At 34.0% G+C, this 21,753-nt stretch carries 21 protein-coding genes; 17 read left to right on the top strand and 4 right to left on the bottom strand.

What is annotated here, in order from left to right:
* Positions 1–150 precede the first annotated feature (150 nt).
* Complete coding sequence (locus ACMHYH_RS09560; RefSeq protein ID WP_414839175.1) at positions 151–975, top strand: methyl-accepting chemotaxis protein; 825 nt, start codon at positions 151–153, stop codon at positions 973–975.
* Positions 976–1,083: 108 nt separating this feature from the next.
* Here the strand turns inward: ACMHYH_RS09560 and ACMHYH_RS09555 are convergent, their stop codons facing one another.
* Complete coding sequence (locus ACMHYH_RS09555) at positions 1,084–1,872, bottom strand: YibE/F family protein (RefSeq protein WP_414839174.1); 789 nt, start codon at positions 1,870–1,872, stop codon at positions 1,084–1,086.
* Positions 1,869–2,972 (bottom strand): YibE/F family protein, encoded by a 1,104-nt coding sequence (locus tag ACMHYH_RS09550; RefSeq protein WP_414839173.1) that lies wholly within the window; start codon positions 2,970–2,972, stop codon positions 1,869–1,871. Before ACMHYH_RS09550 ends, ACMHYH_RS09555 begins: the two co-directional genes overlap by 4 nt.
* A gap of 405 nt (positions 2,973–3,377) precedes the next feature.
* Between ACMHYH_RS09550 and ACMHYH_RS09545 the strand changes: the two genes are divergently transcribed.
* Positions 3,378–4,739, top strand: coding sequence for a multicopper oxidase family protein (locus ACMHYH_RS09545; protein WP_414839172.1), 1,362 nt, complete (start codon positions 3,378–3,380; stop codon positions 4,737–4,739).
* A 198-nt stretch (positions 4,740–4,937) separates the two neighbouring features.
* On the opposite strand, the gene ACMHYH_RS09540 is transcribed toward ACMHYH_RS09545, so the two are convergent.
* Complete coding sequence (locus tag ACMHYH_RS09540; protein ID WP_414839171.1) at positions 4,938–6,959, bottom strand: copper-translocating P-type ATPase; 2,022 nt, start codon at positions 6,957–6,959, stop codon at positions 4,938–4,940.
* A 307-nt stretch (positions 6,960–7,266) separates the two neighbouring features.
* On the opposite strand from ACMHYH_RS09540, the gene ACMHYH_RS09535 reads away from it, so the two are divergent.
* The 4 genes from ACMHYH_RS09535 (at position 7,267) to ACMHYH_RS09520 (ending at position 9,572) form a co-directional block, all read left to right on the top strand.
* Complete coding sequence (locus ACMHYH_RS09535) at positions 7,267–7,518, top strand: SHOCT domain-containing protein (protein WP_414839170.1); 252 nt, start codon at positions 7,267–7,269, stop codon at positions 7,516–7,518.
* Positions 7,519–7,580: 62 nt separating this feature from the next.
* Positions 7,581–7,967: a DUF302 domain-containing protein gene (locus ACMHYH_RS09530; protein WP_414839169.1), complete on the top strand. Its 387-nt coding sequence runs from the start codon at positions 7,581–7,583 to the stop codon at positions 7,965–7,967.
* A gap of 617 nt (positions 7,968–8,584) precedes the next feature.
* On the top strand, positions 8,585–9,115 hold the full coding sequence (locus ACMHYH_RS09525) for a DUF421 domain-containing protein (RefSeq protein ID WP_414839168.1): 531 nt from the start codon (positions 8,585–8,587) through the stop codon (positions 9,113–9,115).
* 79 nt (positions 9,116–9,194) lie between these two features.
* On the top strand, positions 9,195–9,572 hold the full coding sequence (locus tag ACMHYH_RS09520; RefSeq protein ID WP_414839167.1) for a YidH family protein: 378 nt from the start codon (positions 9,195–9,197) through the stop codon (positions 9,570–9,572).
* Position 9,573: 1 nt separating this feature from the next.
* Here the strand turns inward: ACMHYH_RS09520 and ACMHYH_RS09515 are convergent, their stop codons facing one another.
* Positions 9,574–10,902, bottom strand: a complete 1,329-nt coding sequence (locus ACMHYH_RS09515; protein ID WP_414839166.1) for a DUF1576 domain-containing protein — start codon at positions 10,900–10,902, stop codon at positions 9,574–9,576.
* 367 nt (positions 10,903–11,269) lie between these two features.
* On the opposite strand from ACMHYH_RS09515, the gene ACMHYH_RS09510 reads away from it, so the two are divergent.
* From ACMHYH_RS09510 to ACMHYH_RS09460, 11 genes are all read left to right on the top strand, one after another.
* The gene (locus ACMHYH_RS09510) at positions 11,270–12,457 is read left to right on the top strand and encodes an amidohydrolase (RefSeq protein WP_414839165.1); all 1,188 of its coding nucleotides are present in this window, start codon (positions 11,270–11,272) and stop codon (positions 12,455–12,457) included.
* A 338-nt stretch (positions 12,458–12,795) separates the two neighbouring features.
* Entirely contained in the window at positions 12,796–13,662 is an 867-nt protein-coding gene (gene pdxS / locus ACMHYH_RS09505; protein WP_414839164.1) for a pyridoxal 5'-phosphate synthase lyase subunit PdxS, read from the top strand.
* Between the two features lie 706 nt (positions 13,663–14,368).
* The gene (locus ACMHYH_RS09500) at positions 14,369–15,319 is read left to right on the top strand and encodes an ATP phosphoribosyltransferase regulatory subunit (protein ID WP_414839163.1); all 951 of its coding nucleotides are present in this window, start codon (positions 14,369–14,371) and stop codon (positions 15,317–15,319) included.
* Positions 15,319–15,942 (top strand): ATP phosphoribosyltransferase, encoded by a 624-nt coding sequence (gene hisG / locus ACMHYH_RS09495; protein ID WP_414839162.1) that lies wholly within the window; start codon positions 15,319–15,321, stop codon positions 15,940–15,942. Before ACMHYH_RS09500 ends, hisG begins: the two co-directional genes overlap by 1 nt.
* Complete coding sequence (hisD, locus tag ACMHYH_RS09490; protein ID WP_414839161.1) at positions 15,939–17,225, top strand: histidinol dehydrogenase; 1,287 nt, start codon at positions 15,939–15,941, stop codon at positions 17,223–17,225. Before hisG ends, hisD begins: the two co-directional genes overlap by 4 nt.
* 1 nt (position 17,226) lies before the next feature.
* Positions 17,227–18,234 (top strand): histidinol-phosphate transaminase, encoded by a 1,008-nt coding sequence (hisC, locus tag ACMHYH_RS09485; protein ID WP_414839160.1) that lies wholly within the window; start codon positions 17,227–17,229, stop codon positions 18,232–18,234.
* Positions 18,221–18,799 (top strand): imidazoleglycerol-phosphate dehydratase HisB, encoded by a 579-nt coding sequence (gene hisB, locus ACMHYH_RS09480; RefSeq protein ID WP_414839159.1) that lies wholly within the window; start codon positions 18,221–18,223, stop codon positions 18,797–18,799. The genes hisC and hisB overlap by 14 nt, the downstream gene beginning before the upstream one ends.
* A gap of 51 nt (positions 18,800–18,850) precedes the next feature.
* On the top strand, positions 18,851–19,558 hold the full coding sequence (gene hisA / locus ACMHYH_RS09475; protein WP_414839158.1) for a 1-(5-phosphoribosyl)-5-[(5-phosphoribosylamino)methylideneamino]imidazole-4-carboxamide isomerase: 708 nt from the start codon (positions 18,851–18,853) through the stop codon (positions 19,556–19,558).
* Positions 19,552–20,307 (top strand): imidazole glycerol phosphate synthase subunit HisF, encoded by a 756-nt coding sequence (gene hisF, locus ACMHYH_RS09470; RefSeq protein WP_414839157.1) that lies wholly within the window; start codon positions 19,552–19,554, stop codon positions 20,305–20,307. Before hisA ends, hisF begins: the two co-directional genes overlap by 7 nt.
* A complete protein-coding gene (hisIE, locus tag ACMHYH_RS09465) occupies positions 20,308–20,904 on the top strand; it encodes a bifunctional phosphoribosyl-AMP cyclohydrolase/phosphoribosyl-ATP diphosphatase HisIE (protein WP_414839156.1) in 597 nt (198 codons plus the stop codon). It abuts the gene before it with no gap.
* 12 nt (positions 20,905–20,916) lie between these two features.
* Positions 20,917–21,717 (top strand): histidinol-phosphatase HisJ family protein, encoded by an 801-nt coding sequence (locus ACMHYH_RS09460; RefSeq protein WP_414839155.1) that lies wholly within the window; start codon positions 20,917–20,919, stop codon positions 21,715–21,717.
* Positions 21,718–21,753 lie beyond the last annotated feature (36 nt).

Raw genomic sequence — 21,753 nt, 5'->3', positions numbered from 1 at the left:
GGTGAATTTAATAGGAAACGATAATTCAAGGATAATGATTTTTGAAATAACTTTTTTATTCATAAATTATTTGAGCAGATAACTATAGCAAAGATAAAGATACGTGTTAAAATAGGTATCAAATTAGTTTTATTAAAGGAGATCCTTCATATGAGCGTAGCCTCAAATATAAATAATAGTACTCAAGTTTTAAAAGAAAGCAATGTATTAGCTGCATTAGAATCAAATCTAGCAATGATTGAGTTTGATTTAAATAAAAAGGTTATTTGGACAAATAAAAATTTTGCGAAAACACTAAACTACACTGTTGGTGAAATGGAAAATATGCAACACAAGCAGCTCTGTACAAAAGAGTTTAGTAATAGCAAAGAGTATGAAAAGTTATGGAGTAATTTAGCTAGAGGTGACAAATTTCAAGAAAAGATTTTACGAATAGGAAAAAACGGGGAACAAATTTGGCTTGAAGCTACATATATTCCAGTGTTAAACGAAGAAGAACAAGTAGAGGCTGTTCTTAAAATTGCAACCGATATTACAGAGCGTGAAAATAACACAGCAACGATCATCTCTAAACTCAAAGAAATGCCAACTGTATTAGCAGAAATGGTACTTTTGAATTCAAGTGAAAATTCAAAAGCTGTGGAGTCTTTAAAAGAACAAACGGATTCAATTAGTGAAGTATCTAAAACGATCCAACATATTTCTTCGCAAACAAATATGTTAGCACTGAATGCAGCTATTGAAGCAGCCCGTGTAGGAGAACAAGGTCGAGGCTTCAAAGTTGTAGCTGATGAAGTAAGAAAATTAGCTGGAGATGTAGATGCTGCTATGAAAAATGTGAATTCGAGTGTAGAGAATATCACGAAAGAAGTAGAAAAAGTTAGTGAAATAACGGCTGATTTGAAAAAAAACGTTGTTCAAACACAATCAGCTTTTAGTCAAACAATTGAAGAGTTTGAAGGGTTAACAAAATAAAATAGGATTGACAGCATTAAAAAAAGCCACTGTACTTTTCGTGGCTTTTTTTCTTGAATGCAGTTATTGCTCTGTCACATAGTCGTACTGACTAAACTCATCAAGTTACTAACTAGCTAGTGTTTTATTTGAGGTGAGGGTAACTTTATATTTTGTGAACAGATAGGCTGAAAGCCAAACAGTAATAGGGATAACGAGAATTGCACCAGTGCCTATACAGAGGATGGAAATAATTTCTGAACTAAATACTTTTGAATTAATAACTTCACCAAAGCTATAAGCTAAATCTTTGAACCAGAGTATTAAAGCGAGGTATCCCCCAGTAAAAGCAAAAAATAGCGTATTTGTCGTTGTCCCTAAGATATCTTTGCCGATATTCATACCAGATTTAAAAAGATTAGGACGGTCTAATAACGGATTTCTTAGATAGATTTCACTCATAGCAGAAGAAATTGAGATAGCTGTATCTGTAATTGCACCTATAGCGCCCATGATGATAGTACAGATAGCAAGTGTAGTAAAATTTACGCCTACATACAAAGTGAAAGAAGTTAGCTCCTCTATCTCTTCTATACCAAATCCTTGAATCATTGAACGGTTAACAATCATAAAAATAAGGACAATTAAGAAAAGTAACGTAACAATAGTAGCAAAAAAGGCTGTAATAGATTTGAGATTAATATGATTGATATAAAAAAGATTGATGCAACTGATAATGATAGACGCTAGTAACGTTATCAAGATTGGATTAATAGCTTGGACAGTCATAAAAAATACAGTTAAAAACAATACACCTGCGTTTAAGAAAAGAGCCGTAAATGATCGAGTTCCTTTTTCGCCACCGATAAGTTTCATAAGTAGAAATAAAATAATGGTTAGGTAAACTAAGACATTCATTTAGATAGGCTCCTTTTATGAATAAAATAAGTCGCTGTATAAATACTGATGGGAATAGTTAATACAATTCCAATGCCTCCAACAAGAGCTCTAGTTAATTCTAAAGATAAATTCATCGATAAAGTATAATTTAAAGGAGCGCCATTTTTTAAGTAAAGTAAAAGCATAGGGATACTTCCACTAACATAGGCAAAAAATAAGACATTAGTCATACTTCCCATAATATCTTTGCCTATTTCCATTCCTGATTCTTTTAAATCTTTTAGAAGAATCGAGTTATTTTTATCGTATAGTTCATAGAGCGAGGAAGTGATAGTAATAGCGATATCCATTACAGCACCTAAAGAACCAACCAAGATACTAGCTAAAAAGACTTTTTGAGGAGACCGAGTGACAAAGGCCATTTCCTCATAGCGTAATCCTTTTTCAGCTGTGATTTTCATAACGACATAAGCAATAAGCAAAGCAGAAAATGTCCCAATGATGGTTGATAAAATAGCTGCGTACGTTTTTTCATTATTGCCACTAACCAATAATAAGGAAGTGACAGTAAAAAATACAACCAATCCACTACAAATAAGTAACAAGCTTGCTCCTTCTAACTCTGTATAGCGATTCAATGCGAGTACCAATATAAGAATATTGATAAGTAAACTAATAAGTGAAAATAATCCACTTTTTTTACCGATTAGAAACACAGTTATCATAAATAACCAGGTAGCCACAACAACAAAGGTATCTCTTTTGGGATAATCAATGATACCTGTTAATTCTTTTCCTTTGTCGGTTTGAATAGTGATAAATAATTTATCACCTACTTGATAGTCATGATCATAAGCTCCAGAAGAGGAGTAGGTATTTTCTAATAAAACGAATGCACCTTTTTGTTCGCCATTTTTTATTTTTCCAACTAATTTTTGCTGAAAAATTGTTGCTTTATTGTTTTCTAAGCCAACAGACTCCTCTTTATCTTTCAGAGTTGCTTGGGTTATTTCAACAATAGGCTGTTTGTATACATAAAAATTATTCTGAACAACTACTAGTGAAATAAATACGAAAAATAAAACGAGACTGGATAAAACAAGTGTCTTTTTATTCAAAAGGGTCCCTCCATTATGTAAATAACTGGTAATAATTGCTTTGATTCATTTGTTATTGTACCATATTCTTTTTTACTGACTAACTATTTATGGAGAAGTGGTTTCTAGAAACGATGCAACTTTACTAGAATAGACTGTCTAAATTATAGTGAAAACAAAACAGAGTCGTTTACATACGTAGTTATTAGGACTACAATAAAGAGAAGACCCAGTTGTGTACGTTTAGCCGACGGTCTGAATAAATAGTGATGAGCTACACTGATAATACAACAAACGTTGAAAGTGAGGTAAACTATGAGGGAAAATAGGATTTGGTATTTGACACTATCCGTCTCTTTAATTTTATTGATTATATATGTAGGTTATCTTTTTATAAATAGAAATGAAAGAGTACGAGATAACACTATGAGTGTAGACGTACCATTAATCGTTAGCAATCAAAAGCAAAAAGGCAATAAATTGCCTATTCCGCCACTCTTAGAAGATAAAAATCCTGAAAATGGAAAAGTTGAATTTGATTTAACTGTACAATATGGAGAAACAGAATTTTTTGAAGGTCATAAGACCGAAACTTTAGGCTATAACGGCGATTACTTGGGACCAATTATAAAAGTGAATAAGGGCGATGAAGTAAAGATAAATGTAGAGAATTCATTGAATGAAATGACTACTGTGCACTGGCATGGCCTGGAAGTACCAGCAGAGATGGATGGTGGTCCGCATCAAACGATAGCTCCAAATTCAACTTGGAATCCTTATTTCACAATAAACCAACCTGCAGCTACACTGTGGTACCACCCACATTTGTTAGGAAAAACGGGTGAACAGGTTTACAAAGGTCTAGCAGGACTTTTCTATATTGAAGATGAAAAATCTAAGAATTTAAATCTTCCAAAAGATCACGGTGTAAATGATATCCCAATAGTCGTGCAAGATAAGCAATTTACAAAAGATGGAGATATTCCTTATGAATTAGATATGAGAGATACGATGAATGGTTTTATGGGCGATACAGTTTTAATTAATGGAGCGATAAATCCTGAGTTAGATATTAAAAATGAACTTGTTAGATTAAGAATTTTGAATGGATCCAATGCTAGGACGTATGATTTTAGTTTTAGTGATAATACTCCCTTTTATCAGATTGCTTCAGACGGAGGATTTCTAGAGGAAAGCATCGAAATGGATGATGTAACTCTTGCACCAGCTGAGAGAGCAGAAATCCTTGTTGATTTTTCTGATTATAAAGTTGGAGATAAGGTAACATTTAAAGATGCTAATAATAACCTTATGACAATAAATATAGTAGAAGAGAGCAATCAAGAATTAAGCATTCCTAAAAAATTAGTTGACATACCAAAGTACGATAGAAAAGATAGTCTCCGTTCAAGAGATTTTGTCATGAGCGGTATGGGTCCAATGGTAGCCATAAATGGTAAGCAAATGGATATGGATAGAATTGACGAAGAGTTGAAGATAAATGAATTAGAAGAATGGGTCATTACTAATGAATCAACTGGAGGAATGGGTATGATGTCTTCCTCTTCTCATCCTTTCCACGTGCATGGTGTACAATTCCAGATAATAGAAAGAAATGGAGAAACTCCTGCTTTGAATGAACAGGGGTGGAAAGACACAGTAATGGTCAAAAACAATGAAGAAGTAACAGTGCTAGTTGTTTTTAAAGAGAAAGGTCTATTCATGTATCACTGTCATATTTTGGAACATGAAGATTCCGGAATGATGGGGCAGTTTACAGTTGAATAAGTTAAACGGCAATAAAAGTATATGCGAATCGAGAGGCTGGGACAAAAGGTTTCTCAAAAAAATGCACTCCCAAAACTATGAACTATTTTGTTCAGTAGTGGGAGTGTGTTTTTCTATATTTTTATAAAAACAAATGAGAGTTGGGCTACTTTTTTTCGCAAAAATAGTTTCGTCCCAGTCTCTTCTTTTAGATGGACATTACTTTGCATCTTTAGCCGTTATATCGTTTACTTTTAGTAAACGAGCATTAATAGCAACAATCACTGTACTTAATGACATAACGGCTGCCCCGATTGCAGGTGTAACAACAATTCCTTGATTGATTAGTACGCCAGCTGCAAGTGGGATGGCAATAATGTTATACCCTGCAGCCCAGATAAGATTCTGGATATTTTTTTTATAGGTTGCTTTAGACAAGTTGATAATATTAATGACATCTCGTGGATCACTATCAACTAATACGATATCAGCAGTTTCTATGGCTACATCTGTTCCAGCTCCAATAGCAATACCAATATCAGCTTCAGCTAAAGCAGGTGCATCATTGATACCGTCACCAACCATGGCAACTCTCATTGTCCCATTTTCTTTCAGCTGTTTAATTTTTTCTGATTTTTCGTTAGGCAGTACTTCTGCAAATACATGAGTCAAGCCGAGTTCTTTGCCAACGCTATTTGCTACCTTTTCATTATCACCCGTGATCATGATAGACTCAATGCCACGTTCATTTAACAACTGAATCGTTTGCAACGCAGATGAGCGAATTCGGTCACTTAAGGCAATCATTCCTTGTAGTACATTTTCTTTTATGATAAATACAACTGTTTTTCCCTCTTGAGAAAATTGATCAAATGTTTTTTTATCAAAAGACAGATTCCTTTCTTTCATAGCACCTGGGCTAATAATAGATACTTTTATACCTTCAACTTTCGCATTCAAGCCACGACCCGATAAATTTTCATATTCAGTGACAGATAGCTTAGAAAGATTTTCTTCTTCTCCTTTACGTACAATCCCTTTAGCAATAGGGTGATCGGATTGGCTTTCTACGGAATAAGCTAGTTGAAGTAAGTCTTTTTCTAGCACACCTTCTGTTGGTAAAATAGCATCAACTCCAAATTGACCTTCAGTTAGTGTCCCCGTTTTATCAAAAACAACTTTATCGATAGAACGTGCAATCTCGAATTGAGTCCGATTCCGAATTAAAAGTCCTTCTCTAGCCGCAATAGAGGTTGACACTGAACTAACCAGCGGCATTGCCAATCCTAAAGCATGTGGACAAGCAATAATAAGAACGGTTACCATCCGCTCAAGAGCAAACTCAAAGTCAGCGGCCGTTACCCAATAAGCGAGGGTTAATAATCCGGAGCCCACAGCGATATAGAATAACCATTTTGCGGCTAAATCTGCGAATCCCTGAGCTCGAGATTTAGTTGCTTGAGCATTCCTAACCAGCTCAACAACTTGTGCTAAGTAAGTGTCAGAACCTACTTTTTTAACTCTTATCGTTAAAACACCATTACCGTTGATAGCTCCACCAATAACGCCGTCCCCCCTTTTTTTATCTACAGGAACAGATTCACCGGTTAACATAGATTCATCTAAAGTAGATTCTCCTTTTAAAATTTCACCATCTAAAGGGATTTTTTCGCCTGATTTCACCAAAATGTGATCTTCAGGTTTTAATTCTTCAACGGATACGTCAGTCGTATTCCCAGCGTCATCTAGTTTATGAGCTTCATTAGGCATGAGTTCAATCAATTCTTCTAAGGCTTTAGATGCGCCCATTTGAGATCTCATTTCTATCCAATGACCTAACAGCATAACGACAATAAGTGTAGCTAATTCAAAATAGAAGTCACTTCCGGTAATAAAGAAAGTTGTCAAAGAGCTGTAAACATAAGAAGCAACAATGGCTAAAGAAATAAGAGTCATCATTCCAGGAGTATGGTCTTTCAGGATTTCTTTTTTAGCTCCACTTAAGAATGATTTTCCACCATAGAAAAAAACAAAAGATGCCAAGACAAAAAGAAGAATGCTTGAACCAGGGAAATCCAATTTATAATTAAATAAATTTTGGAACATAGGTGACAAGATTGAGATAGGGATTGAAACAATTAAGCTCACCCAAAATCGTTTCTTAAAATCTTCTATCATATGAGCGTGATGATTTGAGTGACTTTCGTTATTGTGTTGATGTTTTGACTGATGATTTTCCATAAAATTTCCTCCTTTAAAATTAGCTATTAGTTGTTTTATAATAATCAATACTTGATGCTTTTATTTTTCTATAGCTGTTTTAGCAAAAGAGTAACAATAGAGGTTTCTATCATGGATATTCCAAAAAGTTAAACAACAGATATGACTACCTTTGTAATCACTCTATAGAATAAGCATACCTGTATACTCAACTAAAGTCAAAAATTAATAGTTAGACATTTACCAATTGTATAGGCAATGAAAGCTGAACGCACCTTTATTTAAGCCTTTTTCGTTTACAATAAAAAGTGTGGGGGTTATCATTAAGTTGTCTATAAAGCGAAAGGAGCATGATATGCATAATCGATTTGATTATATGGGTCCTAATATGTTCTTAATGTTTTTGATACCGTTGGTTATCTTATTAATGGTTGGATTATCCATTTACATGATTAATAAGAATAATAACGAGAACAGAGGAGATAAAGAATCTGCGTTAGATATTTTAGATAAAAGGTACGCAAATGGTGAAATAAACGAAGAAGAGTACCTTAAGAAGAAAAAAACAATAAAACATTAAGGATAGATAATTGTATAGAGAGTCATCTATTTGTATCTAAATAAACTTTAGGAGGCAAAAAAATGAATATCGTATATGAAAAAAGAACGGATAAAAGTTTAAATGAAGCTATCGAAGCCTTAGAAGAAAAGTTGAAAGAAAACAGTTTTGGAGTTTTATGGCAGCTTAATTTTAAAGATAAGCTTGCCGAAAAAGGGTTGGAATTAAAAGATGATTTTGTTGTCCTAGAAGTATGCAACCCCAAACAAGCGAAAGAAGTATTAGAAATAAACAGTCATATCGGTTATGTGTTGCCATGCAAAATGGTTGTAAGAACAGAAGATGGCCAAACGTATGTAGGAATGACGAGTCCTGAAAAACTTATTCGTTTATTTGATGATTCGGAATTGACAGAGATTGCTAAGGACGTTGAACATGCTTTGAAAAAAGCTGTTTTAGCTTCAATTTAATGACAGTAGATTGAATGTTATAATAAAAAAAGCAAGTTAAAAGAAAGAAATAAAAAAATGTAAACAAAGATTGTTTTATTTTTATAAAAGCTCTTCGGTACAGATATGTACCAAAGAGCTTTTTTAATATTTTTACTAATGACCATTTAACTTTACATAAAAAAAAGAAACCGATAGTATTAAGTTGATCCGTTCTTTATTATTAGCTGTAAGTACTCGTTCATTGGTATCAAACAACTACTTAATTTCTATTCTTTTAGTATTCTTAAAAAAGTTCTTTTAACCTTCGTAATTGATATGGAAAATAGCATTTAATACTTAATAAAATTTAGTAAGAACGGTATTCTGAAACTTTCTTGTTTTTTCATTATACTGCTACTTTTATTGAATTGGATTAGTTTATTATGGAAAAATCAGATAGTTATTTTCTTATGACGTTTTGAATCTGTAACAATTATTTTTATACGATTGCTATAAAAATAAAAAAGGTGGAAAAACTTTTAAGTCTATTAGTCGAAGTGAATTGTAAAGAAGAAGACTTGACATTCAGTTGATTTTACTAGATAACAAAGTAAAAGAATAAAAACCAACTACATTAAAAAAGGAGAAGGATTAAAATGGATTTCTTATTTAAAGACTGGACAATGGTCTACAGAACAGTGATTGTAGGAACAATAGCTTACTTATTATTGATTTTTGTTCTTCGAATTTTTGGAAAACGAATATTAGCAAAAATGAGTGCTTTTGACTTTGTTGTAACAGTTGCCTTTGGTTCTATTTTAGCAACTATTCTAACAAATAGTAAACTAACATTAGTCGATGGAATGGCTGCACTAACATTATTGGTATTCTTACAATTTATTTTATCAAAATTAATTTTACACGTTAATATTATAGATAAATTAGTTAAGTCAGAGCCTGCTTTGTTGTATTTCAATGGGGAATATGATGAACAAGTCATGAAAAAAGAACGAGTTTTAAAAGAAGAACTTTATCAAGCAGCACGCTCATCTGGATTTGTTTCAATGGATGATATTCTAGGCATTGTCCTAGAAGCAAATGGTGAGTTTTCCGTTCTTTCTAAGAGTGAATGCACTACTGAAAATAGTACTCTAATAAATATAAAAAAAGATTATTTCACGAAATGATAGATTCTTGAACGTAAGATAAAAATTTGAAAAGAGTCTAAAAATAGCGAAAGACAAATAAAGACAAGGAGTGATTAGTATGGAAGATGAGACGAGTAAAAATGAGCTTGCAAAGAAACGAACAGAACTAGCAGTACAGAGAACGATATTAGCAAACGCAAGAACGTTTAGTGCTTGGATAAGAACAGGATTATCTTCAGTATTAGGTGGCTTAGCAGTCGTTAAATTTATGGGTGATAACGAAATCTATCGTGGCTATATCTTGTTGATTGGTATTTTATTTGTGCTAATAGGCATAGCTATTTATATTTTTGCTTTTTTAAGTTTTAGAAATAGTTTCAATCAATTGAAAAAAGAAGATGAAAATACAACAAATTCGTTGGCTATCTTAGTAATGATAACCACTGGCATGGTACTAACAGCTGTACTCATTATGGGACTGCTAGTATTTTATTAGTTTAACTTAACTCAACTTCATCAGCTGGGTTAACTTCTTGATCTAATCGTTCATGACCTACTTTATGGTAATGGAGGGCTTCCAAGAATGGAACAAGAATAGCGGCAACTAGACCAGCTGCAAATCCATTGTTATAAAGATTGATACCGCCGTGGAGAAAACCGATATTTACGACTAAAGTAAGATGAAGAGCACCTGCAATAAAACCAGCAATTGTGCCATAATGACCTGCAATAGGAGAAAGTGCTGTAACAAAAAGAATGGAAATTAAAACATTCGTATCTTGGGTTTCATAAAGAGTAAAGTAAGACATGATAGTAGCACCTAACATAGGTGCTATGACTGTCTTGATATTTTTACCAAATGCACCAAAGCCAACGATACAAAAGATTCCACCTAAAACAGGCCCGTTTAATTCTCCGCCTAAAAGTAGCATATAGAGAGTAGAAAAAATACCCAATAATCCCATGTTTAAAAAAGTTGCACCCACGCCACCTATTTCAATGTAATCAGTTGAAAGTTGACCAGAACGACTCAAAATTTCTTTGAATCCTTTTATATCGCCTTTACTAACAATAAGACCGACTAGAATCATGCAGGTGAAAAGAATGAGTAAAAAAAGAGAAAAAGGAGAATTATACCCACTAGCAAGAATGGACACACTTTCTACTTCTCGTCCAAAATTCCTCATAATAGAAGTGAAGACAGTTCCTATTAATCCGCAAACAAAACCGATATTATATAAACTGAAACCCTTGGTAAAGGTGATAACGTGACGTGCAAGTGGGGGTAATAAAAAGCCAACAATAAAGCCAGAAATACTGCCTAAAAAAATACCAAGAGGAAGCGGCAGTCCTTCTCCAAAACTAAGTTCACTTACCAGTGGACTCAATGCCGTTCCAAAAAGTGCTGCAAGCAATGATTTCTCTAAAGGAATCCGAGTAGCTTTTGCAAAGCCAAAAGCTCCTAAGATAATGGGTAAAGAGTTGTAAAAGTTTTTACCAAAGAAAGAAAATCCTGTGATAATAAGTATACCAGCAATGACTGGTCCGTTAATTTTAGCTTTACACAGTCGAACAATAAGTAGAGATTCTAGCGTCATAATGGAAACATTTAAAAAAGCTGCTCCTGCATTAGCTAATTCGATATAATCGGTTAATAAATTTGCTGGCGAGCTCATGATTACCCAAAAGCCAGTCCATATTTCTTGTGGAGAATTAAATAAAAAAGCTAACGCACCAAAGGATAAGGCAAAAAGAATAAATAAAAGATACATATTTTTTTGGGATAATTCGGGAAATGTTTTTCTTTCTTCAGAGACTACTATCATTATCTTCCTCCTGTCAAAAATTAGATTTTTAAAAAGAAACCGCTCTTTTTTTTGAGTGTAACAGAAACAACCAGAACGCTACAACAAGAAACAACTTTTTTTGATAAATTAGTTATAAATGATAGGTTTCATCCTTTTACCATTCAATAGAAGGTGACCTGAGTAGTTCATAATTAAAATTAGCCTCTTATTTAAAAACACAATCTGTTGTGATTGACTGTACTTATCTATTGATAAGGTTACGCTAGCTATCATCCTATATCAGAGGGCTTTGTCTAAATTAATGTTCAGTAAAAAATGATGTTTAGTTCGGCTTTAAGAAGACTATTAATGGTATTCTTATTCTAAAAAGAAAGGAATGATTTTAATGACTGAATTAAGGGAGTTATTTTTAAAAAAATTATCTAAAAACGAGAAAATTGCTTATGATTTAAACCACTATCTAGCTGAAAATCCTGAATTATCCGGTCAAGAATACAATTCTGTAAAAAAAATCACGGAACTGTTGAGAAAGAAAGGAATAGAAGTGGAGGATAAAGTCGCAGGACTTGATACGAGTTTTAGAGCACGTATTACAAAGAGTCATGAGGATAAACCTAAATTCGGTATTATAATGGAATACGATGCCCTTCCAGAAATTGGCCATGCTTGTGGACATAGTGCCAGTGGGAGTTTGAGTTTATTGGCTGCTTTGACTTTATGGGAAATGAAAGATAGTTTTGATGCGACGGTAGATTTGATTGGAACTCCAGACGAAGAAGTAATGGGAGCAAAAATTCCAATGGCAAAAGCAGGTGTATTTGATGACTATGATTCTGTTCTCATGATTCATATGAACTCCAATGAAACGCTACCAGCTGTTCACTTCCTGGCACTCAGTGAAATCAAAGTAAGCTTTAAAGGAATAACTTCTCATGCAGCTGCAGCACCATGGGATGGTAAAAATGCACTAAATGCAGCTATTTTGACGACTAACGCTATCGATATGATGCGCCAGCAGTTGAAACCAGATACAAGAGTCTCGTATATCATTACGAATGGTGGTCAAGCATCTAATGTTATTCCAGGAGAAGCCGAAATGATCATTAATATGCGTAATTCAAGTAAATTTGATTTAGAAGACACTGTTCAAAAAGTGATGAATTGCATTAAAGGAGCCTCAATTGCGACTGACATAGAGTATACTACTGCTTTAACTGGTCCTGAGTTTGAAGATATGAATATCAATGATGCAGGATCAGAAGCGATTAAAATGATAATGGATTCAATTAATTTGCCTTATGTAGAAGAAAAACAAGGTCAAGCTACTGGAAGTTCAGATATTGGAACTGTGAGCTATGTTTGCCCAGCATTCCATCCAATGCTGGCTATTTCAGATCATTATTTTTCATTGCATACAAAAGAAGTCGCGGACAGAATGAAATCTGATTCTATCAATGGAGTTATTTCTCAAGGAGCTAAGGTTATTGGTTTATTTATTTTAAAAGCTATTGAAGATCCAACTCTTTTAAAGGAAATAAAGGAAGAATTCCAAAAGTCTACTCTAGCTAACTAGACTAAGCTGAGGTCTAATAAAATGTTAAGAAGTAGACTGCTTTTAATGAGTAGTCTATTTTTTTATTACTAACTAAACTAGCTACGTAGAATGAGTTTACTTTAAGTGTTAGACTTGGATAAGACCAGATGCTTGACTAGATAAATGGATACTAGTATTATATGCCGGTAGACACTAGACCATTTTACTGGCAAGTATCTATAGTTATAAAGTTATTCGAAGGAAGTAAGCATCTATCTTGAAGAAAGATTTGTCTAACGATCACAATAATTAGGTAGACCATTTCTTCTAGTTGGATACGTAAAATCCTATCACATCAGTTAAAGGAGCAATAATGTATGAGTATGATTGATAAAGAAGCCATTTCAAAACAATTTCTTGGTGGCGTTATTATGGATGTTACAACACCTGAGCAAGCTAGGATTGCAGAAGATGCTGGTGCAGTTGCCGTAATGGCTTTAGAAAGAATTCCTGCAGATATCCGTGCAGCGGGAGGAATTAGTAGAATGAGTGATCCAGAGATGATTCAATCTATTATGGATGCTGTTTCTATTCCAGTTATGGCAAAAGTTCGAATAGGACATTTTGTAGAGGCACAGATACTTGAAGCTATTCATGTTGATTACATTGATGAAAGCGAAGTACTTTCTCCTGCAGATCATGTGTACCATATCGATAAGAATAAATTCAATACGCCATTTGTTTGTGGAGCAAAAAACTTAGGTGAAGCCCTTCGCCGTATTCAAGAAGGAGCCTCTATGATTCGCACTAAAGGAGAAGCGGGTACGGGAGATGTTGTTCAAGCAGTTAGTCATATGCGTTTAATTCAATCTGAAATTCGCCGAGTTGCTAGTTTATCAGAAGAAGAATTATTTAATACTGCAAAAGAATTAGCCGTGCCGTATGATTTATTAAAATATGTACATGAGAACGGTAAATTGCCAGTTGTAAACTTTAGTGCAGGCGGCGTTGCAACGCCAGCTGATGCAGTTTTGATGAGACAACTAGGAGCTGAGGGTGTTTTTGTAGGAAGCGGTATTTTTGCTTCTGGCGATCCTGAGAAACGCGCAAAAGCAATCGTTCGTGCAGTTAAAAATTATCAAGATCCAGCTATTTTGGCTGAAGTAAGCAAAAATCTTGGTAAAGCTATGGTAGGAATCAATGAAAGTGAAATTGATATTCTGATGGCTGAACGTGGCGAATAATACGAAAAATAAGACTGTTTGTTAAAATGAAAACAGGCTTTAAAAATGAATGAAACAAAGTCTGCTAATACGGTATTAAATGTGTTAGCAGTCTTTTGTTTGTTTAGAACAATTTCAGATAGTAATTTGCCCTGGCATAATTAAATACGAAAACTCATTTTTAATTTTTTATAAATAAAAAAATAATTTTTATTGTTTTTAAATCGTCCAACTACACATAAGTTAATGTATTTAAAGTTAATAAAATAGCTAGTTACCTTACTATTTTTTAAAATTTAGATTATTTTAAAGAAGGCTAAATAAATAAATTTGAAAAAATACTAATCGTTAAAGCTTGCTTAATTCTTTTGGTAATGTTATCTTTCATTAAATCAAATTTCAAAAGAGAAAAATCTAAACATACATAAAAAATCCAACTAAAAAAGAAAATAACAAGATAAAAAGGAGGAAGACACAATGAAAGTAAACCAAGCGAAAAATCTAAAAATTGAGAAAAATGTAAGTAAGAACCATCATAACCATCATATGAAGTAGAGTCTGTAACCATGAACTAATGGCCAAAAATTAGTTCATAGATGCATGCTCTGTTTAGTTTATTTTAACTAGAGCATGAATCTATGATGGGAAGTAATCAAACCATATAGATTTTCTATATGGTTTTTTTGTATACTTTTTTACAAATTCATAAAAAAAAGGAGAGAGTTACATGCAGTTTAGAACAATTGCCCAAGAATTAGAAAAAACAAAAATAAAAAAAGACATCAAAAGGGGTATTGAGAATTATTTTGAAAAAACAGGTTTTTCTTTAATTGAACCAAACACATTTCAAGATTATGGTGATTTTATTAACTCAACGGCTAATCCTGATTTGGCTAAGACGGTAAAAGTTTTAGGTGGAGAGTCTAAGATATACGTTTTAAGACCAGATATTACAACGAACATTCTAAGTCAAATTTTTGCTAAATGGGATGGAAAAAAGCCTCTAAAAGTGTACTATAATTCTAAAATTTATAGAAATGAATCAAGAGGGAAAATAGCTGAAGACTATCAAATGGGGATTGAATCATTAGGAGATAACCAAATTAATGGAGATAGAGAGATTGTTGAAATGGCTTTAAACTTGATGTCAAAAGTAGATGAAAAGTATATTTTAGAACTTGGTTCCAGTAGCTATTTAGATAGTTTTTTCAAAGAAAGAAAGCTAGCAGTCAGTGATGAACAGGCTATAAAAAAACTAATTAGTAGAAAAAATCGTGATGGGCTTGAAGAAAAACTGAAGTCATTAAAACTTGAAAATACTATGCTAATGAATCTATTGGACATGCAAGGGAGCATGGAAAAAGTGATTACTTTGGCTAAAACCTATGAAGCAAATAAAGAAATGCAAAAGGCTATTCGTTCTCTTGAAAGCCTTAATGAGTATTTCTTTGATAAGGGTGTGGCGGATACTATCAAAGTTGATCTTTCAATGGTACCAGACCTTGACTATTACGACGGCATCATTTTTAAAGGGTATTGTTCAAACAAGCCAACCAAGATTTTGAGTGGCGGTCGCTACGACAAGTCAACTGAAAAATACGGTTTAACCGTTTCTGCAATAGGTTTTATGATTGATATGAATGTTGTTACTGAAATTAGAATGGAGGGGGGAAATTAGTGGATACTCTAACGATAGCGATAGCAAAAGGACGACTTGGAAAAAAAGGATTAAAACTTTTTGAAGAAACAGAATATGCGATTGAAATGGAAGAAGATTCTAGAAAACTAATTTTTACTAATGCGACTAAAACAATCCATTTTATCTTTGTTAAACCTTGTGACGTGGTTACTTACGTTGAAAAAGGCGTAGCAGATATGGGTATCGTAGGTAGAGACACTATTCTAGAAGAGAATAAAGATGTCTATGAGCTATTAGACCTCAATTATGGTAAGTGCAAATTTGTTGTAGCTGGTTTTGAGAATCAAGACTTAGTTAAAAAGAATGATGTTTTAAAAATAGCGACAAAATATCCTTCCTATGTTTATTCTATTTTTGAGGATAGAGGACAAAAGATAGAGATAATAAAATTAGGAGGAGCAATTGAATTGGCACCTTTAATGGGATTAAGCGAGGTCATTGTCGATATAGTAGAAACTGGAACAACTCTGAAAGATAATGGATTAGTTGTTCTAGAGGAATTGGACCCAATCAGTGCTCGTCTGATTGTGAATAAAGTCAGTTATCGATTCAACTATGAGGAGATAAAAAAAATAGAAAAGGTTCTAGGTGAAAGACGATGATTAAACTAATAGAGGCAAGCAAAGAGAGTGAAAAAATAGCGAACATTCTATCTCGTAGCCAGATGGACTCGACAGAAGTACTAGAAACAGTTGATCACATATTGGAAGAGGTAAGAATAGATGGCGATAAGGCATTAGTAAAATTTACCCAATTATATGACGGAAATAATTTGGAAAACTTAAAAGTAACTCAAGAAGAAATAGAAGCAGCTAAGCAAGCTATTGATAAGGATTTGGAAAAAGCCTTGAAAAATGCGATTAAAAATATCACTGCTTTTCATAAAAAACAAGTAAAAGAAGGGTTTACGATAAACGAAAGTCCAGCTATCATGCTTAGCCAAATGGTGATGCCAATTGAGAAAGTAGGCTTATATATCCCAGGTGGAACAGCTTCTTATCCTTCCACGGTGATGATGAATGCGATACCGGCAAACTTAGCAGGAGTAAAGGAAATAGTCATCACAACGCCAGCAGATAAAAATGGCAAGATAAAAGATTCTGTTTTAGTGACAGCTGATTTATTGGGGGTTGACCAAATCTATAAAATTGGAGGAGCACAAGCAATCGGCGCTCTTTGTTACGGTAGTGAAACGATTCCTAAAGTAGATAAAATTGTTGGACCGGGAAATATCTATGTAGCTATGGCTAAGCACAAAGTATCTGGATTAGTGGGTATTGATATGATTGCTGGACCAAGTGAAGTGCTGATTATTGCAGATGAGAAAGCCAACCCAACTTTTATTGCGGCCGATCTGTTAGCCCAAGCAGAACACGACAAACGAGCTGCGAGTATAGTCGTAACAGACTCTCTTAGTCAAGCAAAGGCTATTCAAAAAGAGGTGGAAATCCAGCTTCAACTGCTTGAGCGCAATGAGATAGCTAGAGAAGCTCTTTCTGAATATGGTGCAATTATTCTTTGTGATACGAAAGAACACTGCTTTGAACTAGCCAATGATTTTGCGCCAGAACATTTAGAGATACTGACTGAAAATCCATTTGAAGACTACAAAAAAATTAGAAACGCAGGCGCTATTTTTCTGGGAGAATATTCACCTGAACCTTTAGGGGATTATTATGCTGGTCCGAATCATACGCTGCCTACTTCAAGAACGGCAAGATTTTCTTCTGCTCTGAGTGTTGATGACTTTTACAAAAAAACTTCTCTTATTTATTATTCGAAAGAAGCGCTTAGACAGGCATCAGAAGATATCTTGTTAATCGCTAATAATGAAGGATTGACAGGCCATGCTAATTCTATCAAGGTGCGAATGGAGGAACAATAAAGTGGAAAAATACGTAAGAGAAGAAATAAAAAAATTAACGGCTTATGAAGTTATAAATAAGGATTTTACGATTAAGTTAGATGCAAATGAAGGTGTGGAGTGGATCAAAGGTCTAAATCGTTATCCCCTAGATAAAAGCGATACATTAAGAAGAGAATTAGCAAAACAACTGGGAAAGGATAAAGATGAAATCGTACTTGGAAATGGGTCTAGTGAATTAATTGAATTAGCTATGAAAGCTTATTTAGAAGCAGGAGAAACGGTTGTTAGTTTTTCCCCTACCTTTAGTATGTACCAGATTTTTACCATTATCCATAAAGGAAATTACGAAGAGTATCCGCTAGACGATAAGAAAAAGCTAAATATTGAAGGTTTTATAGACTTTATTCAAGAAAAAAAAGCTAAGTTAGTTATTATTAGTAATCCAAATAATCCAACGGGTCTTTTTATTCCAAGAGAAGAAATCAAAAAAATCCTGACATCAGTCGATGCTATGGTTATTTTAGATGAAGCGTACATTGAATTTACGAATGAACCGAAAATGGATTTTACGAAAGAATTCAAAAACATGCTCGTTTTAAGAACTTTTTCTAAAGCGATGGGGCTAGCTGGAATTCGATTGGGGTACATGATTGCTGACAAAGAAAGTATTGGCTACATCAATCGGGTACGCTCTCCTTATAATGTAAATGCTTTGACTCAAGAAATGGGTTTGAAAGCTCTCAATGATCAAGAGAGTACGAATAAAAATAGTGAGATGATCAAAAAAGAAAGAGAAAAGATGAAAATTTTTTTACAAGAGCAAGACTTAAAGGCTTTTCCATCAGAAGCTAATTTTTTATTTTTCCAAGCACCGAAAGCAGTATTTGATGCATTAGAAAACAAAGGCGTGTTGATTAGGAGTTTTTCAGGAAAACTTGAAGGATACTATAGACTAACTATTGGTACACCCCAAGAGAATGACAGTGTTAGGAAGATAATAGAGGAGGTACAACATGCGACAAGCTAAGATTACACGACAAACGTTGGAAACAAAGATAGATTTACTTTTAAACATAGATGGATCTAGAAAGATTTCTATCCATTCTGGAATTGGTTTTTTTGATCATATGTTAAGAGCAATGGCTTTTTATGCGAAATTCGATTTGACGGTTGAGTGTGAGGGAGATTTAGAGGTAGATACCCATCACACCGTTGAAGACATTGGACTTTCCTTAGGGGCTGCATTCAAAGAAGCCCTAGGAGATAAAAGAGGGATTGCCAGATTTGCTTCTCCAATCACACCTATGGATGAGAGTCTAGCACTTGTCGCTATCGATATTTCTAATCGGCCTTTTCTAGTTGAAAATCTAGCATTCAGATCTGAAAAGATAGGAGAAATGGAAAATCAATGTTTCAAAGAGTTTTTCTATAGCTTTGCTATGTCTGCTGGGCTTACTCTTCACATTGATGTGATGAGAGGAGAAAATGACCACCACAAGATAGAAGCCGTCTTTAAGGGATTAGGAAGAGCGATGAGAGAAGCTGTATCTCTTGTTGATGATGAGATTATAAGTACGAAAGGCGTATTGTAATAAAGTAGTTGAAATAGTTAAGTAAATAAAGGGAATGAAGGAGTTGATAAAGTGTTTATTTATCCAGCGATTGATATCAAAGATAAATCGTGTGTCAGATTAGAGCAAGGTCTTTATGAAAAAATGACGGTATATGAAAAAGATCCTGTAAAAGTAGCTAAAAGATGGGAAGATACTGGAGCTGAATGGTTGCATTTAGTAGACCTCGACGGAGCTAGAAATGGTATTCGCTTAAATGAAGAAGTTGTAAAAAAGATCATTCAAAACGTGACAATACCTATTCAGTTAGGTGGTGGAATTAGAGATTCTCAAGGAATAGAAACACTGTTAAATTTAGGTATTTCCCAAGTGATTATAGGAACGGCTGCTCTTAAAAATCCTAAATGGATGAAAGAAGTTATCTCACAATATGGTGATAAACTAATTGTTTCGATTGATGCTAGTAATGGATTTATAGCCACTGATGGATGGGAACAAGTTTCTGATGTTAAAGCGATAGACTATATAAAAGAACTTGAATCTTATGGTTTGAATCGAATAGTTTACACGGATATTGCAAAAGACGGGATGTTAAGTGGTCCTAATTTTGAAATATACGAAGAGTTAATTGGAAAAACCTCAATAGAAGTGATTGCTTCAGGAGGAGTTACTACGTTAGAAGATGTTAAAAGATTAAAGTCAATGGGACTTTATGGAGCAATTATTGGAAAAGTTTTATATGATGGGAAATTAGACTTACAGGAGGTTTTAACATGTTAATAAGAGTGATTCCTTGTTTAGACGTTAGGGATGGTAGAGTAGTAAAGGGTAAACAGTTCGATCAGATTGTAGATGTAGATGACCCTGAAGTTTTAGCGGACTATTATTCAAAAGCAGGTGCTGACGAACTCGTTTTTTATGATATCACAGCTACTAATGAAAAAAGAAATGTATCACTAGATTTTATTGAAAAAGTAGTAGAGAAAATAACGATTCCTCTTTGCGTAGGCGGAGGAGTTAAGACCTTAGCAGACTTTACAAACATTATGGATAAAGGTGCGAATAAAGTGTCCATTAATTCTGGAGCAGTGAAAACACCTGGATTAATTAAAGAAGCTTCAGAAAAATTTGGTTCAAAAGCAGTCGTTTTGGGAATGGATATTAAAAAAGTAGGGGAAGACAACTGGCGAATATTTACAAATGGGGCAAGAATAGATACGGGTCTTGACGCAGTAGAATGGGCGATAGAAGCTGTGAAACTCGGAGCTGGAGAATTAGTGGTGAATAGTATTGATGCAGATGGAATGAAAGAAGGATACGATATTGAGCTATTAAATACACTAGCATCTGCGGTATCTGTTCCAGTTATTGCATCAGGTGGTGCTGGTAAGTTAGAAGATTTTGTTGAGGCAGCTACAAAAGGTAAGGCTAGCGGTGTTTTGGCAGCGAGTGTCTTTCACTACAAAGAAATCGAAATTGGTGACTTGAAACAATACATGAAATCAAAGGGATTAGAGGTGAGTTTATAAATGGAAATAAAATATGATGCAAATGGTCTAGTCCCTGCAATAGCTCAAGATATCGCTACGGGAGAAGTTTTGATGTTAGCATATATGAATGAAGAATCGGTTCAGTTAACCTTAGACACAAATATAGCGCACTATTATTCTCGTTCTAGAAAAGAGATATGGAAAAAAGGAGCGACTTCTGGGAATAGTCAAGAGGTAAAAAGTTTTCATTACGATTGTGATGGCGATACGATCCTTATAAAGGTCGTTCAAACTGGTGTAGCCTGTCATACGGGAACATACTCTTGTTTCACAAATGAATTGAAAAGTTCAACAGTTCATAAGAATACGATTGGAGATTTATATAAAGTTGTATTGGATAGAAAACTAAATCCAGTTGAAGGATCTTATACAGCATATTTATTCGATGAGGGAATAGACAAGATTCTTAAAAAAGTGGGTGAAGAATCTGCAGAAGTTATTATTGGTGCAAAAAATAATAAAGAAGAATTAGTCTATGAAGCGAGTGATTTAGTTTATCACCTACTCGTTTTACTTGTCAATGAAGGGGTTCCGCTTGGTAGTCTCTATGAGGAATTAGCTAAGCGAATGAAATAAGGAGGAGCTAACTTGTTATACACAGATCAGCACGTCCATACTTCTTATTCTCCAGATAGTGAAGCGAAGATAGCAGACTACTTGATTGAAGCAAAAAAACGTGGTTTAGACTATGTTATATTCACTGATCATGCAGATATGGGTGCAATAGAAGAAGCTTTCAAAAAGCAAATAGACTATCAAGAGTACTTCAAAGTAATGAAGCGCTTTGAAGAACAATATGAAATTGAAATAAGAGTAGGAATAGAAATAGGATACGAAATTAATTATAAAAATCAAATCAATGAGTTATTAAATGAGTATCCTTTTGATTTTGTTATTGGTTCGATTCATTATGGAGATGGAAAAGATCTTTATTTAGGTGATTTCTATCAAGGAAAGTCACAATATGACTCCTACATGAGGTACTTTGAACTCATGTTAGAAATGGTGGAGAATTTTACTAACTTTGATGTTATAGGACACCTAGATTATATCGTTCGCTATGCCCCTTTTGTTGTTAAGGACTATGAGTATAAAGTATACAAAGAAATAATAGACTTGATCTTAAAAACGGTCATTAAAAAAGGCAAAGGAATTGAGTTAAATACGTCTGGTTTACGAGGACCTTTAAAAACCATCTTACCAAAAGAAGAAGTCCTGATTCAGTACAAAGAATTGGGTGGGAAGATCATAACAGTTGGCTCTGATGCTCATTCAGTAAAAGAGTATTACGCAGGAATGTCGGATGAAATAAACCATCTAGAGAGAGTGGGTTTTAGCGAACTTTCTTCTTTTAGTAAAAGAAAAGTTAAACAACATAAAATGAGGTAAATAGACTGGCCAAAAACCCCACTGATATTTTCTATC

The sequence above is a fragment of the Carnobacterium sp. TMP28 genome, assembly GCF_047553015.1.
Taxonomy (GTDB): Bacteria; Bacillota; Bacilli; order Lactobacillales; family Carnobacteriaceae; genus Carnobacterium_A.
This window is presented reverse-complemented; position numbering and strand designations above follow the sequence as displayed.